The organism is Herminiimonas sp. Marseille-P9896, from assembly GCF_903993245.1.
GTDB lineage: Bacteria > Pseudomonadota > Gammaproteobacteria > Burkholderiales > Burkholderiaceae_D > Oxalicibacterium > Oxalicibacterium contaminans.
In genome coordinates, this window is the sequence record NZ_CAJEVT010000004.1 from 265,655 (window position 1) to 280,779 (window position 15,125).

The 15,125-nt window shown below is 55.2% G+C and carries 12 protein-coding genes and 1 tRNA gene; 12 read left to right on the forward strand and 1 reads right to left on the reverse strand.

The window, feature by feature from the left end; genetic code table 11:
- Window positions 1–251: 251 nt before the first annotated feature.
- The 10 genes from nirB (at window position 252) to dnaG (ending at window position 12,344) form a co-directional block, all read left to right on the forward strand.
- Window positions 252–2,690 (forward strand): nitrite reductase large subunit NirB, encoded by a 2,439-nt coding sequence (gene nirB / locus H7U06_RS15885; protein WP_175627077.1) that lies wholly within the window; start codon window positions 252–254, stop codon window positions 2,688–2,690.
- A gap of 94 nt (window positions 2,691–2,784) precedes the next feature.
- Window positions 2,785–3,138, forward strand: coding sequence for a nitrite reductase small subunit NirD (gene nirD, locus H7U06_RS15890; RefSeq protein WP_175627078.1), 354 nt, complete (start codon window positions 2,785–2,787; stop codon window positions 3,136–3,138).
- Window positions 3,135–5,951 (forward strand): nitrate reductase, encoded by a 2,817-nt coding sequence (locus H7U06_RS15895; RefSeq protein WP_175627079.1) that lies wholly within the window; start codon window positions 3,135–3,137, stop codon window positions 5,949–5,951. The genes nirD and H7U06_RS15895 overlap by 4 nt, the downstream gene beginning before the upstream one ends.
- A gap of 80 nt (window positions 5,952–6,031) precedes the next feature.
- Window positions 6,032–7,039, forward strand: coding sequence for a DNA-binding protein YbiB (gene ybiB, locus H7U06_RS15900; protein WP_175627080.1), 1,008 nt, complete (start codon window positions 6,032–6,034; stop codon window positions 7,037–7,039).
- Window positions 7,011–7,811 carry a uroporphyrinogen-III C-methyltransferase gene (gene cobA, locus H7U06_RS15905; RefSeq protein WP_175627081.1) on the forward strand — a complete coding sequence of 267 codons (801 nt, stop codon included), beginning with the start codon at window positions 7,011–7,013 and terminating at the stop codon, window positions 7,809–7,811. Before ybiB ends, cobA begins: the two co-directional genes overlap by 29 nt.
- A 71-nt stretch (window positions 7,812–7,882) precedes the next feature.
- Window positions 7,883–9,079, forward strand: coding sequence for an NAD(P)/FAD-dependent oxidoreductase (locus H7U06_RS15910; protein ID WP_175627082.1), 1,197 nt, complete (start codon window positions 7,883–7,885; stop codon window positions 9,077–9,079).
- A gap of 87 nt (window positions 9,080–9,166) precedes the next feature.
- Window positions 9,167–9,589, forward strand: coding sequence for a VOC family protein (locus tag H7U06_RS15915; RefSeq protein ID WP_175627083.1), 423 nt, complete (start codon window positions 9,167–9,169; stop codon window positions 9,587–9,589).
- Between the two features lie 139 nt (window positions 9,590–9,728).
- Window positions 9,729–9,941 (forward strand): 30S ribosomal protein S21, encoded by a 213-nt coding sequence (rpsU, locus tag H7U06_RS15920; RefSeq protein ID WP_011870001.1) that lies wholly within the window; start codon window positions 9,729–9,731, stop codon window positions 9,939–9,941.
- Window positions 9,942–10,069: 128 nt separating this feature from the next.
- On the forward strand, window positions 10,070–10,519 hold the full coding sequence (locus tag H7U06_RS15925; RefSeq protein WP_175627084.1) for a GatB/YqeY domain-containing protein: 450 nt from the start codon (window positions 10,070–10,072) through the stop codon (window positions 10,517–10,519).
- Window positions 10,520–10,544: 25 nt separating this feature from the next.
- The gene (dnaG, locus tag H7U06_RS15930; protein ID WP_175627085.1) at window positions 10,545–12,344 is read left to right on the forward strand and encodes a DNA primase; all 1,800 of its coding nucleotides are present in this window, start codon (window positions 10,545–10,547) and stop codon (window positions 12,342–12,344) included.
- A gap of 166 nt (window positions 12,345–12,510) precedes the next feature.
- Here dnaG and H7U06_RS16330 read toward each other — a convergent pair whose 3' ends face one another.
- Window positions 12,511–12,873, reverse strand: a complete 363-nt coding sequence (locus H7U06_RS16330; protein WP_230089446.1) for a hypothetical protein — start codon at window positions 12,871–12,873, stop codon at window positions 12,511–12,513.
- Between H7U06_RS16330 and rpoD the strand changes: the two genes are divergently transcribed.
- Together rpoD and H7U06_RS15940 are read left to right on the forward strand one after the other, a co-directional pair.
- Window positions 12,872–15,025 carry an RNA polymerase sigma factor RpoD gene (rpoD, locus tag H7U06_RS15935; protein ID WP_230089447.1) on the forward strand — a complete coding sequence of 718 codons (2,154 nt, stop codon included), beginning with the start codon at window positions 12,872–12,874 and terminating at the stop codon, window positions 15,023–15,025. The two genes, H7U06_RS16330 and rpoD, sit on opposite strands and share 2 nt — an antisense overlap.
- A gap of 17 nt (window positions 15,026–15,042) precedes the next feature.
- Window positions 15,043–15,121: transfer RNA gene (locus tag H7U06_RS15940), tRNA-Ile, on the forward strand.
- Window positions 15,122–15,125 lie beyond the last annotated feature (4 nt).

Sequence of the window (15,125 nt, forward strand, 5' to 3'; positions counted from 1 at the left end):
GGTTGCGTCTAAATATGCAAAGGCCATGCCACTTTAGTGCGGACGTGATCCACGAATGGGCGTGCACTTTTCACGTGTTGACGAATATGGGGGGCTGCACCAAATAAACCGGCTGCCGCACTTGTTGAGTGCGAAATGCAACTTTAAATGGTGCGGAAACAGTAGTCCCTTACCGAAAGTGCACTAAAAGTAAAACTGGCATTTGTTTTGCTTATTTAAATTTGCGAACAACAAATCTGTGGGATGCAGCGATGAAAAAAATGAAATTGGTCATGGTTGGTAACGGTATGGCAGGCGTGCGTACTTTGGAAGAACTGCGCAAGATCGCTCCTGACTTATATGACATCACGGTATTTGGCGCGGAAGCGTACGCCAACTACAACCGTATTCTGCTGTCGCCCGTACTGGCGGGTGAGCAAACCATCAAGGACATCATGCTCAACGATGTCGACTGGTATGCGGAGAATGACATCACCCTGCACCTGGGGAAAAAGATCGTCGAGATCGACCGCGTCAAACGTGTGGTGATAGCCGACGACGGTACCGTCGCACCGTATGACCGCCTGCTGATGGCAACCGGCTCGAATCCTTTCATGCTGCCGATACCAGGCAAGGATCTGGAAGGCGTGATCTCCTATCGCGACATACAAGATACCAACGCGATGATAGAAGCGGCCAAGGTACACAAGCAGGCGGTCGTTATCGGTGGCGGCTTGCTGGGACTGGAAGCAGCGAACGGCCTGAAGCTGCGCGGTATGGAAGTAACCGTCGTGCATTTGCCGACCACCCTGATGGAACGTCAGCTCGACGAAGCGGCAGGCAAGATGCTGCAAAAATCTCTGGAAGACCGAGGCTTGAATTTCTTGCTGGGTAAGAATTCGCAAGAAATCATCAGCGACGCGAACGGTCGCGTGCAAGCCTTGCGTTTCACCGACGGCACCGAAATCCCGACACAACTGCTTGTGATGGCGGTCGGTATCCGTCCGAACACTGCGCTGGCTGAATCCGCCGGCCTGCATTGCAATCGCGGCATCGTCGTCAACGACACCATGCAAACCTATGACCCGCGCGTGTACGCAGTCGGTGAATGTGTGAACCATCGCGGTACGGCGTATGGCCTGGTTGCGCCTTTGTTTGAAATGGCCAAGGTGTGCGCGAATCACCTGGCGAACTTCGGTATCGGTCGTTACCAGGGTTCGGTCACTTCGACCAAGCTGAAAGTAACTGGCATTGATTTGTTCTCGGCTGGTGAATTCCTTGGTGGAGAAGGGACGGAAGAAATCCTGCTGTCCGATCCTATCGGCGGTGTCTATAAAAAGCTGGTGTTGAAAGACGACAAGCTGATCGGTGCCTGCCTGTATGGCGATACGGTCGACGGCAGCTGGTACTTCAACCTGCTGCGCGAAGGTAAAGACATCAGCGAGATCCGCGACACCCTGATGTTTGGCGAAGCCAACACTGGTCGTCCCGGCGACGTTGGTCACGAAGGTTTCAGCAAGGCAGCAGCGATGCCGGATACCGCTGAAGTATGCGGCTGTAACGGCGTGTGCAAAGGCACCATCGTCAAAGCGATCAAGGAAAAAGGCTTGTTCACGATCGAAGACGTGCGCAAACACACCAAGGCTTCCGCCTCCTGCGGTTCCTGTACCGGTCTGGTTGAGCAAATCATCATGGCTACTGCCGGTGGTGATTACTCGGCATCGAACAAAGCCAAGCCGATGTGCGGATGTACTGACCATACACATCAGGAAGTGCGTGATGCGATCAAGGCCGAGAAGTTGTTAACGGTTGCCGGCGTGATGGCGCATATGAACTGGCGTACGCCGAACGGCTGCTCCAGCTGCCGTCCTGGCATTAACTACTACCTGATCTCGACCTGGCCGGGGGAAGCGAAGGATGATCCGCAATCGCGCTTCATCAACGAACGTGCACACGCGAATATCCAAAAAGATGGCACTTTCTCCGTCATCCCGCGCATGTGGGGCGGCGAAACCAACTCGTCGGAGCTGCGCCGCATCGCTGACGTGGTCGATAAATTCAAGATTCCTACCGTCAAGGTCACAGGCGGACAACGTATCGATTTGCTGGGTGTGAAGAAAGAAGATTTGCGCGCGGTCTGGCAAGACCTCGGCATGCCATCCGGCCTCGGTTACGCCAAGGGTTTGCGCACCGTAAAAACCTGCGTGGGTTCCGAATGGTGCCGTTTCGGTACCCAGGATTCAACCAAAATGGGGCAGCAACTCGAACATCAACTGGCACGCATGTATGCACCGCATAAGGTCAAGCTGGCAGTCTCGGGCTGTCCGCGTAATTGTGCCGAAGCCGGTATCAAGGACGTGGGCGTGATCGGTGTTGATTCGGGCTGGGAAATCTATGTCGGCGGTAACGGCGGCATCAAAACCGAAGTGGCTGAATTCTTCGTCAAACTTAAAACGCATGAAGAAGTACTGGAGTACGCCGGCGCCTTCCTGCAACTGTATCGCGAAGAAGGCTGGTACCTGGAACGAACCGTGCATTACCTCGCACGTGTAGGCCTGGATCATGCAAAGCAAAAAGTACTGGAAGACGAAGCCAACCGCAAAGCGCTTTATCAGCGCCTGCTGTTCTCGTTGGAAGGTGAGTCCGATCCATGGCATGAACCGGAAAAAGCGATGGTCGATACACGTCAGTTCGAACCATTGTCGATCTGATCAGGCGGATGTCAGTGCACTAAGCGCGGACATCCGGCAAGTACACAGCACATTTGTTTATAACAACTCATCACAATTTTTATCAAGGCCACATATGTCTAATCAATGGAAAGTCATCTGCAAGGTAAGCGACATTCCTGTACTCGGTTCCCGCGTCGTCAATCGCGCGGATAAACCGAATGTCGCCATTTTCCGTAACAGCGAAGACAAAGTCTTTGCTTTGCTCGATCGTTGTCCGCACAAGGGTGGCCCCTTGTCGCAAGGTATCGTATTCGGCGAGCGTGTCGCCTGCCCGTTGCATAACTGGAGCATAGGCATGAACGACGGTTGCGCCGCAGCACCGGATGAAGGCTGCACTCAAACCTTCTCCGTCAAGATCGAGAGTGGTGAGGTCTATCTGGATGTCGTCGAATTGAATGCACCTGTCAGCGAGGCTGCTACTGCATGAATGCATCCTTGCTTTCTACTGCCCGGCTTGAACCTTCTGCGAGCGCTTTGCTATCGACAGAAACCAAAGCCACCTGCTGTTATTGCGGGGTGGGCTGTGGTGTCTTGATAGAAAGCGATGGAGAGAAAGTCATCGGAGTACGCGGTGACCCGGATCATCCGGCCAACTTTGGTCGTCTGTGCACCAAGGGCAGCACGCTGCATCTGACGGCGCGCCCCAGCCTGCAACAGCAATCGCGCGCGCTGTATCCGGAAATGCGCCTGGCGCGCAGCGATGAACGTGAACGTACATCGTGGGCAACCACAATGGATTTCATCGTCAATAAATTCGCTGCGACCATACGTGACCACGGTCCCGACAGCGTAGGCTTTTACCTTTCGGGGCAGTTGCTGACCGAGGATTACTACGTCTTTAACAAACTGGCCAAAGGTTTGATCGGTACCAATAATGTCGATACCAATTCCCGCCTGTGCATGTCGAGCGCGGTCGCCGGTTACAAGCAAACCCTGGGTGCGGATGCCCCACCGCCATGCTACGAAGATATCGATCATGCACAAGTCATCTTTATCGTCGGTTCCAACACCGCGTATGCGCATCCCATTATCTATCGCCGGATAGAAGATGCGCGCAAAGCCAATCCTTTACTGAAGGTCATTGTTGCCGATCCGCGCCGGACGGATACCGCACGTGAAGCGGACCTGTTTCTGCCTATCTTGCCGGGTACTGATGTGGCGTTGTTTAACGGCATGCTGCACATCTGCCTGTGGGAAGACCTGGTGGATCTCGATTACATCGCTGAGCACACCGAAGGCTTTGCCGAGCTCAAGCAAACGGTGCGTGACTACACGCCGAAGTTTGTCGCGGAAATTTGCGGCATCAAGGAAGAAGACCTGATGCAGGCGGCGCGCATGTTTGGCAAGTCGCAAGCATCCTTGTCCATGTATTGCCAGGGCCTGAATCAATCGTCGTCCGGCACTGCGAAGAATGCAGCACTGATCAACCTGCACCTGGCCACGCATCAGATCGGTAAACCGGGTGCTGGTCCGCTGTCACTGACTGGCCAACCGAATGCGATGGGTGGTCGTGAAGTCGGTGGCCTGTCCACCATGCTGTCGGCGCATCGTGATCTGGGGAATCCTGAACATCGCGCCGAGATCGCCAAGCTGTGGGGCGTGCCTGATGTGCCAGCGACGCCAGGTAAGAGCGCGGTGGAAATGTTCGAAGCGGTGCGTACTGGTGAGATCAAGATTATCTGGATCGTCTGTACCAATCCGGCGCAATCCATGCCGGAGCAGGCGATGATACGGGAAGCCTTGCGCAACGCAGAATTGGTGATCGTGCAGGAAGCCTACAAGACGACGGCCAGCTGCGATTACGCCGACGTATTGCTGCCAGCTTCGACCTGGAGCGAGAAAGAAGGCACGGTCACGAATTCCGAGCGTCGCATTACACGCTTTAAATCGGTACTGCCCAAGCTGGGTGAAAGCAAACACGACTGGGAAATCGCAATTGAATTTGCACGCAAGCTGGAAGGTGTGCTCGGTAAAACAGCGTCGCTCTTTCCGTTTGCGAACACCGAAGAAATCTGGAATGAACATCGCGAGTCGACACGTGGTCGTGACCTCGACATCACCGGCTTGAGCTTCAAGCTGCTGGAAGAGCAGGGGCCGCAACAATGGCCATTTCCGGAAGGTGCGAGCAGCGGCAAGAAGCGTCTGTATGAAGACGGCATCTTCCCGACTGCCAATGGTCGTGCAAAGTTTGTGAATACACAGTACCAGCCGCTGGCGGAACAGGTAGACGCGCGTTATCCCTTCCATCTGACCACAGGTCGTTTGCGCGATCAGTGGCATGGCATGAGCCGCACCGGTACGGTGGCGCAATTGTTCTCGCATGCATCGGAGCCGTCCATCGTCTTGTCCAAAGTTGATATGGAGCGTCGCTTGCTCAATGTCGGTGACCTGGTGCATGTCACCAGCAAGCGTGGTTCACAAATTTTTCCGGTAGCCGTCGGTGATGATATGCGCGCCGGGCAGGCTTTCATCGGCATGCACTGGGGTGAAGAGTATGTCTCCGGTCGCGGTCGTGACGGCGATGGCAGCTACGGTGTGAATGCATTGACGACACCGGCTTTCGATTGCAGCTCCAAGCAACCTGAACTCAAGCATGCTGCGGTCAAGATCCTGAAAGCAGAATTCCCGTGGCGCTTTATCGTGTTTGGCTGGATAGATGAAGCGAAGCTGCTGGATTTGCAGTCGGCGTTACGCCCTGCGATGCGCAAGTTTGCCTATGCTTCGTGCACCTTGTTCGGACGCGATAAAGTTGGTGTGCTGTTCCGCGCAGCGGATGACTATGCAGCCGACCCGGCACTGACGGCGGAGATCGAAAGCAAATTCAACATCACCGGTACCCAGGTGCTGCGTTATGACGATACCAAGCGCGGCAATTCGCGTCGCATCCTGGTCGGTGACGGCAAATTGCAGGCGGTGGCGCTGGCCGGTGATATCTCGGCTGAAGGCTGGCTCAAGGAATATTTGGAGAGCGAACAGTCGGTTGCTGCACTAGGTCGTTTGTTGCTGATGCCATCGAACAAGCCGCCGCAAAACTTCAAGTCGCGTGGCCGTATTGTTTGCAACTGTTTCAATGTGTCTGAAACGGAAATCAACGATAGCCTGGTCGGTATGCATGGTGATGCGGATGCGAAGCTGGCTGTTTTGCAGCAGGGCCTGAAGTGCGGTACCAACTGCGGGTCATGCGTGCCGGAACTGAAAAAAATCATATCCAGCCAGATCATGCCAGCCAAGGCAGCGTGAGCTATTCCTTGTAATTTTTAAAATGGCCGGGCCCGCTTCCACCCTTTCGGAGAAGCGGGCTTCGGTGTACCCTCTGCAGCATGCAAAATCCTTCCCATACTGAACCTTTCGCCACTGCTCGTTTCATCAAGGAAATCGGCCGTGGCGTCAAAGGTGCGCGCAGTTTGTCGCGCGACGATGCTTATCAACTATATGCCGCGATGCTAGACGGTCGTGTGTCTGACCTCGAGATGGGCGGCATCATGTTGGCGATGCGCATCAAGGGCGAATCGGTGGATGAGATCGCCGGTTTCATCGATGCGGCGGAAGCCTCGTTCGAACCTTTGTCTGCACCTGCAGGCGAATACGCACCTATCGTCATTCCGAGCTATAACGGCGCGCGCCAGATGCCTAATCTGTTGCCCTTGATGGCTTTGTTGTTGGCACGTGCCGGTGCACCGGTGTTCATACACGGCGTGACCACCGATCCGGGACGCGTGACCTCTGCAGAAATCCTGCATGAAATGGGCTATCCGCTATCGCATACCGTGGCGCAAGCGGCGGAGCAATTTGCGCTGCACGCCCCAGTACTGATGCCGATCGCCGACCTGGCGCCGCGTCTGGAGCGTTTGCTGGCGATGCGCCGCATCCTCGGTGTACGGAACTCGACGCATACCCTGGTCAAAATCATGCAGCCGTTTGCCGGTCCGGCCTTGCGCCTGACTTCGTACACGCATCCTGAATACCTGACCATGCTGACAAGCTACTTCACCACGGCTGCACCATCCGAGCGCGGTGAAGCCTTCCTGATGCGCGGTACGGAGGGGGAAACTGTTGCCAATGCCAAGCGTGCACAACAAATAAGCTGGATGCACGACGGTGTATGCACTGTCCTGGTGCAAAGACAGGAGCCGGTAGACGATATGCCACCTTTACCAGCCGAGCGCGATGCCGTTACGACGGCCAGATGGATAGAAGCCGCGCTGCGCGGTGAGCAGCCGATACCGGTGTCCATTTCGGAGCAGGTGGAACAGTGTTTGCTTGTAGCTAAGAACCTAAAAAGCAAACAAGGTGTACAAGATGGAGCAGCAAAAACAGCAAGCAGCTAAGGTCTATCTGGTCGGTGCAGGTCCCGGCGATCCGGACTTGCTGACCCTCAAGGCTGTCAAAGCAATCGCCCGTGCAGACGTGATCCTGATCGACGATCTGGTCAATCCGGAAGTATTGCAATATGCACCGTCTACCGCGCGCGTCGTCAACGTCGGTAAACGCGGCGGTTGCCAGCAAACCCCACAAGAATTCATAGAACGCCTGATGTTGTCCGAAGCGCAAGCAGGGCAGTGCGTGGTGCGCCTGAAAGGCGGCGATCCGTTCATCTTCGGACGCGGCGGTGAAGAGCGCGACCACTTGCAGGCCGCCGGTATCGAGGTTGAAGTCGTTAATGGCATCAGCAGCGGACTCGCTGCACCCGCTTCGATAGGCGTACCTCTCACGCACCGCGACTGGAGCCAGGGCGCGATCTTCATTACCGGCCATGGCAAGAATGCCGAGTCGAATCCCGACTGGACGACGCTCGCCAAGCTGAACCTGACGCTAGTGATTTATATGGGTATCGCGCGCTGTGCAGAAATCCAGGCGGCGCTGCTGGCTGGCGGCAAGTCAGGTGAGACGCCGGTAGCGGTGATCCAGTCAGCAACCGGCATGGCGCAGGCGCAATTGATCACGACCTTGTCGGCCTTGCCGCAGGCCCTGGCCGAGTCCGGCATAGGCAGCCCCGCGATCATCGTAATCGGCGACGTCGTGCGTTGCGCGATGCAGGAGACGACATCCGCATCCACGCAGACCTTGCGTGATGCAGTTCTTGCACAACTGACAGCATAGTATGCAAAACAAGCGGCTGGCTGAAGCCGGCTGCGCTTACAATCACGGCTTATTTCCATTTGTAGTAAGCCATGACTAAACAGTTTGATGTTGCCGTAATCGGCGCAGGCGCAGCGGGCATGATGTGCGCATCAGTTGCCGGCCAGCGCGGCAAAAGCGTAGTGCTGATCGATCACGCAGCCAAACTCGCAGAAAAAATCCGTATCTCCGGCGGCGGCCGCTGTAACTTCACCAATATAGACGCGACGCCGCAAAACTTCCTTTCGCAAAATCCGCATTTTTGCAAAAGCGCCTTGTCGCGCTACACGCCGCAAGACTTCCTCGCGCTGATGAAGCGCTATCGTATTGCCTACCACGAGAAGCATAAAGGCCAGCTGTTCTGCGATAACTCGGCGGAAGACATCATCAGCATGCTGAAAGCCGAATGCGCACTCGGCAATGTGTCATGGCGCATGCCGTGCACAGTGGGTGCTATCAGTAAAAGCGGTGAGCAATTCAGGATAGAAACGAATATCGGCGAGATCCTCGCCAATAGCCTGGTCATCGCGACCGGCGGCTTATCGATACCGAAAATAGGCGCGACTGATTTCGCCTATCGCATCGCTCAACAATTTGACCTCAAGATGGTCGAGCCGCGTCCCGGCCTGGTGCCGCTGACCTTCGATGCTAACGCCTGGCAGCCTTTTGTGCCTTTGTCCGGCATAGCCTTGCCGGTAGAAGTCGAGACTGGCGCGAAGAAAACGCGCGGTTACTTCAAGGAAGACTTGCTCTTCACGCATCGCGGCTTGTCCGGCCCGGCCATCCTGCAGATCTCCAGCTTCTGGCAACCCGGTACGCCACTGACCATCAACCTGGTGCCGGAGACCGACATCGCCGAAGCATTGATAGCAGGCAAGTCCAGCAGCAAGAAAAACCTCGGCAATCAATTGGCGCAGTGGCTACCATCGCGTCTGGCGGATGAATGGCTCAAGGTCAACGGCTTTAAGGCGGATGCACGTGTGGCGGACATGCAGGACAAGCAATTACGCAGCCTGGGGGCGTCGCTTAACCAGTGGAGCATCATCCCGAATGGCTCGGAAGGCTACCGCAAGGCTGAAGTGACACTGGGTGGCGTCGATACACGTGAACTGTCGCAGCAAAGCATGATGGTGAACAAGGTACCGGGTTTGCACTTCATAGGCGAATCGGTTGACGTGACCGGCTGGCTGGGCGGCTACAACTTCCAGTGGGCCTGGGCATCAGGTGTTGCAGCGGGGCAAGCCGTTTAAGCCGGGTACAGACTACTGACATCTAGTGTCAGTAGTGCAAGCTATGCTATCGGCTGTTTATATACCCATAAATAACGGAGCGACCCCATGAGCAACGAGAATCCCAGCATCATTTCCCATGTTTCGATAGGTACCAACCAATACGAAAAAGCCAAGGCTTTCTATGACGTCGTGCTGGCGGCGCTGGATATCAAGGTCATCATGGAGCATCCGGGTGCGGTCGCTTACGGTCGTCAGTATCCCGAATTCTGGGTGCAGACGCCGCATAACGGCAAACCGGCGGAAATCGGCAATGGCTTCCATATGGGCTTTATCGCCGCCAGCAAGGAGCAGGTGCATGCGTTTTATGACGCAGCGCTGGCGGCTGGCGCCACTGACGACGGCGCGCCGGGTCCGCGCCCGCTGTACGGCGATCCGTATTACGGCTGCTTTGTGCGGGATCCGGAAGGGCACAAGCTGGAAGCCGCCTACTGGGATGCCGAGCTTAGCCTCAAGCTGTACGGCCACTAAGCCAGTCTGCACGGGGCCTGGCGCTGCATGTGTGGCGTTTTGGCCCTGTATCTGCTTGGGCTTGAATAAAGAGCCTTCCCTTTGTGGAACAAGGCTGCTATAATCTTCGACTCACTACCCAACATTGGTTTACATTTACATGACCACTATCCGCCTTAAAGAAAACGAGCCGTTCGAAGTCGCTATGCGTCGCTTCAAGCGCACCATTGAAAAAACTGGTTTGCTGACCGATTTGCGCGCGCGCGAGTTTTACGAGAAGCCAACTGCTGAACGCAAGCGCAAGCTCGCTGCAGCTGTGAAACGCCACTACAAGCGTATCCGCAGCCAGCAATTGCCTAAGAAACTGTACTAATTCCAATGGCTGCGCGCCCTTGAGAGCGTGCGGTACTCAGAATTAGTCGCAAACCCGCTCCGGTGTTGGTCCGCAGCGGGTTTTGGCGTTTTTAATGATCGCTTGATTAATCAGATATCGGAGTGCGTATGAGCCTGAAAGAACAGATCACAGAAGATATGAAAGCGGCGATGCGCGCCAAAGAGGCGGGCAAGCTGGGCACGATTCGCCTGATTACCGCTGCTATCAAGCAAAAAGAAGTCGATGAGCGTATCGAGCTCGATGACGCGCAAGTGCAAGCCATCATTGAAAAAATGATCAAGCAACGCAAGGATTCGATTTCGCAATTCCAGGCTGGCGGTCGTCAGGATCTGGTTGATATCGAACAAGCCGAGCTGGCTGTGCTGACTACCTACATGCCTAGCGCATTGTCGGATGCTGAAGTGCAGGGCGAAGTTGCCGCTGCGGTCGCTGCGTCCGGCGCTGCTGGTCCGCAAGACATGGGCAAAGTCATGGCTATCCTCAAAGCGAAACTCGCTGGCCGTGCCGACATGACAGCAGTGTCCGGCTTGGTAAAAGCTGCTCTGACCAAAGCCTGATCGTCTTCAGCATACTGCTGCCGGCGTGATACCACAGTCGTTTATCCAGGATCTCCTCAACCGCGTCGACATCGTCGACGTGGTGGGTCGTTACGTGCAGCTGAAAAAAGGCGGCGCGAACTTCATGGGCTTATGCCCGTTCCACAACGAAAAATCCCCCAGTTTTACCGTCAGTCCGACCAAGCAGTTTTATCACTGCTTTGGTTGCGGTGCGCATGGTACGGCGATCGGCTTCCTGATCGAATATTCGGGCATGGGCTTTGTCGAAGCGGTCAAGGATCTGGCGCAAAACGTCGGCATGATCGTGCCGGAAGCAGAGGATCGTTTGCCACCGGCGCAGCGTGCCGAGCATCAGGCGAAAAGCCTGGCCTTGTCGGAAGCGATGTCACGTGCCTGTGACTACTATCGCCAGCAATTGCGTCATGCCGAAGGGGCAAAAAACTACCTCAAAGGGCGTGGCCTGACTGGTGAAATCGCGGCTCGTTACGGCATGGGCTATGCGCCGGAGGGCTGGGATGGTTTGCGTTCGGTCTTTCCTGATTATGAAGTCGAGGCGCTGGTCGAATCCGGCCTCGTCATCGACCGGGTGGAGGAAGACGGCTCGCATCACAAACGCTATGACCGTTTCCGTGATCGCATCATGTTCCCGATCCGCAATACCAAGGGGCAGGTGATCGGTTTTGGTGGTCGCGTATTGGACGGCGGCGAGCCCAAATACTTGAATTCGCCCGAGACGCCCTTATTTCAAAAGGGTAGCGAACTCTATGGTTTGTTCGAGGCACGCCAGGCTATCCGCGAAGCTGGATATGCGCTGGTGACCGAAGGTTATATGGACGTGGTTGCGCTGGCGCAGATGGGTTTCCCGCAGGCCGTGGCGACTTTGGGTACGGCATGTACGCCTATCCATGTGCAAAAGCTATTGCGCCAGACCGACCAGGTCATTTTTAGTTTTGATGGTGACAAGGCAGGGCGTCGTGCTGCACGTCGTGCGCTGGAAGCCAGCCTGCCGCATGCGGGTGACAACAAAGTCATCAAATTCCTGTTCCTGCCGAGTGAGCATGATCCGGATAGTTACATCCGTGAACTCGGTACCGAAGCATTTGAAAAACAGGTGCAGGATGCCATGCCTTTGTCGCAGTTTTTGCTGAAAGAAGCAGTCGGTGACAACGACCTCGGCACGCCGGAAGGCCGCGCCCGTGCGCAGTTCGATGCGAAGCCCTTGTTGCAGGCATTGCCGCCGTCGTCATTGCGTTTGCAGATAGTACGCAGTCTGGCGCAGATCACGGAAAGTACGCCAGCTGAAATCGAAGCGTTATTTGAGCTGTCGCAGCCAATTTCCCATGTGCGGGCGCCGCCGCCGCGTACCAAGCGCGCTGCGCCGCAAGGGCTGGAGCGTCAGATCATACGTTTGCTGGTTGCACACCCGATGCTGGCTGGTGAAATGGATCAGGCGGCAGTTGACGCCGCGGTGCGTCTGGCGCCTGAAGGTGAAGAAATGCTGATGCAGCTGGTCACCATGGGTCGCGACATGGGCGCGCAGGCGAACTTTGCGATCCTGGCTGAAATGCTGCGTTCCAGTGGTTCGGATCTGGAGCCGCTGATTGCAGAAATTGCCGCCGAACCGGAGTCCGATGTGGCGCTGGCCCGGTTGGAGCTGGCAGGTGCGATCAGGCAGATCAAAATGCAGGCCTTGCGCGATGAATTGCAGCAATTGGTGGCAGGCGGACTGGCCGGAGAAGCAGCGCAGGCGCGCTTCCGCGAATTGACCATGCAACAAGAGCAATTGCGACGTCAGGCGCAGGCGGAAATGATGCAAAGAGGCTAATTTTGCTCTCCCGGGGAGGGGAAGTGTTCCCTCTTATGTTATAATTAAAGGCTTTCGATTCAAGCTCTTAGACATGGTGGTAATAAAGTAATCGGAAAGAAAATCAATAAACTTGCGCGGGCGTAAGCCGGAGTTGAATGCGCAAATCAGCTCGTCGAGCGCAAGCTTAACCGCGCTTCAAGAGCATAACCTTGGTAGTTGATCCAATGGCGAATGCAATGAAGAAACCCGCGAAAACCCAAACGCTCACCGCGAGCAAAGCCAAATCGGCTGCAGCGGTGAAGACAAGTAAAACTGTTGAAAAGAAAGTAGTTGCCGCAAAGTCGGCTGGCCAGGCTAAAGCCGTGGCTGCCAAAACCAAAGCGGCGGCGAAAACGCCTGCAGCCAAAGTTTCATCCAAAGTAGCTGCAAAGCCGGTATCAGTGCAATCGAAAGCCCCTGTGACAAATAAGAAATCTGAAGTGAAGTCTGCTAGTAAGTCAGCAAAAGTCGAGCCAAAAGTCGAGTCGCGTCCTGGCGTTAACGTCATGATCACGGCGACCGTCAGCCAGACTACCGACGCCGCTACCCTCGCTGCGATCGACACCTCCGGCTACATCCTGCCGTCGGTGAAAGTACCTGGACGTCGTGGCCGCAAACCAAAAGAATTCCAGCCTGAGAACGATGAAATCGCAGCATTGAATGCGGTCGAACGCGCAGAAATGAAAGCCGTCGACAAAGCGAAAGCCAAAGATCGCAAGGCCAAAGAAAAAGCATTGTTGAAAGACGCATTCTCGTCCGATACAGAAGCCAGCGAAGAAGAACTCGAAGCGCGTCGTCAGAAACTCAAGACGCTGATCAAGTTCGGTAAAGAGCGCGGCTTCCTGACCTACGCAGAAATCAACGATCACCTGCCAGAAAACATCATCGATCCGGAAGCGATCGAAGGCATCATCGGTACCTTCAATGACATGGGTATCGCGGTCTACGAACAGGCACCGGACGCAGAAACACTGCTCCTGTCCGACAACGTAGCCACCGTTGCCAGCGATGATGAAGCCGAAGCTGCCGCTGAAGCTGCGCTCTCGACCGTCGATTCCGATTTCGGCCGTACCACCGATCCTGTGCGTATGTACATGCGCGAAATGGGTTCGGTAGAACTGCTGACCCGTGAAGGCGAGATCGACATCGCAAAACGTATCGAAGACGGCCTGCGTGACATGATCCAGGCGATCTCCGCATGCCCGACCACGATTGCAGAAATCATTGCTGCTGCCGAGCGCATCTCCAAAGACGAAGCCAAGATCGACGAAATCGTCGACGGCCTGGTCGACCTGGATGCGGTTGAGCCTGTAGTTGCTGCGCCTGCTCCTGCCGCTGCTTCGGATGACGAAGAAGACGAAGAAGAGGACGAGGACGAAGAAGAGGAAGAAGAAGAAACTGCATCCGCTTCTGGTGGTGCTGCCGGTTTCTCGAGCGAACAGCTGGAACAACTCAAGCGTGACTCGCTCGCCAAATTCTCGACCATCGCCCAGCAATTCGACAAGATGCGCAAAGCGTTCGAGAAAGAGGGCTACAACTCCAAGCCTTACGTCAAGGCGCAGGAAGTCATTTCGAATGAACTGCTCAGCATCCGCTTCACCGCCAAAGTTGTCGAAAAACTGTGCGACACCTTGCGTGGTCAGGTTGATGAAGTCCGTCACATCGAAAAACAAATTCTCGACGTTGCAGTGAATCGTTGCGGTATGCCGCGCGGCCACTTCATCAAAGTCTTCCCAGGCAATGAAACCAATCTGGACTGGGTAGACGGCGAAGTAAACGGCAAGCATGCATACAGCGTCGTGTTGGCACGTAACGTACCGACCGTCAAAGAACTGCAGCAAAAACTGATCGACCTGCAAGCACGTGTAGTCTTGCCGTTGCCTGACCTGCGCGCCATCAACAAAAAGATGGCTGCCGGTGAAATGAAGGCACGCAAAGCAAAACGTGAAATGACAGAAGCTAACTTACGTCTGGTCATTTCCATTGCGAAAAAGTATACTAATCGCGGTTTGCAATTCCTGGATCTGATCCAGGAAGGCAATATCGGTTTGATGAAGGCAGTCGACAAGTTCGAATATCGTCGCGGCTTCAAATTCTCGACTTATGCAACCTGGTGGATTCGTCAGGCCATCACTCGTTCGATCGCCGATCAGGCTCGCACCATCCGTATTCCGGTGCACATGATCGAAACGATCAACAAGATGAATCGCATCTCGCGTCAGATCTTGCAGGAAACCGGTGCAGAACCGGACCCGGCAACACTGGCGATCAAGATGGAAATGCCGGAAGACAAAATCCGCAAGATCATGAAGATCGCGAAAGAGCCTATTTCGATGGAAACACCGATAGGCGACGACGACGATTCGCATCTGGGCGACTTCATCGAAGACAACAACACATTGGCTCCGGCCGATGCAGCGTTGCACGCTTCGATGCGCGGTGTAGTCAAGGACGTACTCGATTCCCTGACACCACGTGAAGCCAAAGTTCTGCGTATGCGTTTTGGTATCGAAATGTCGACCGATCACACGCTGGAAGAAGTGGGTAAGCAATTCGACGTTACACGTGAGCGTATTCGCCAAATAGAAGCAAAGGCGTTGCGCAAACTGCGTCACCCATCGCGGTCAGATAAATTGAAGAGCTTCCTGGAAGGTAATTAAGCTCTACACAAGTTGTCGGGCCTCTAGCTCATGCTTGGTTAGAGCAGCGGACTCATAATCCGTTGGTGCCGTGTTCGACTCACGGGAGGCCCACCATAAA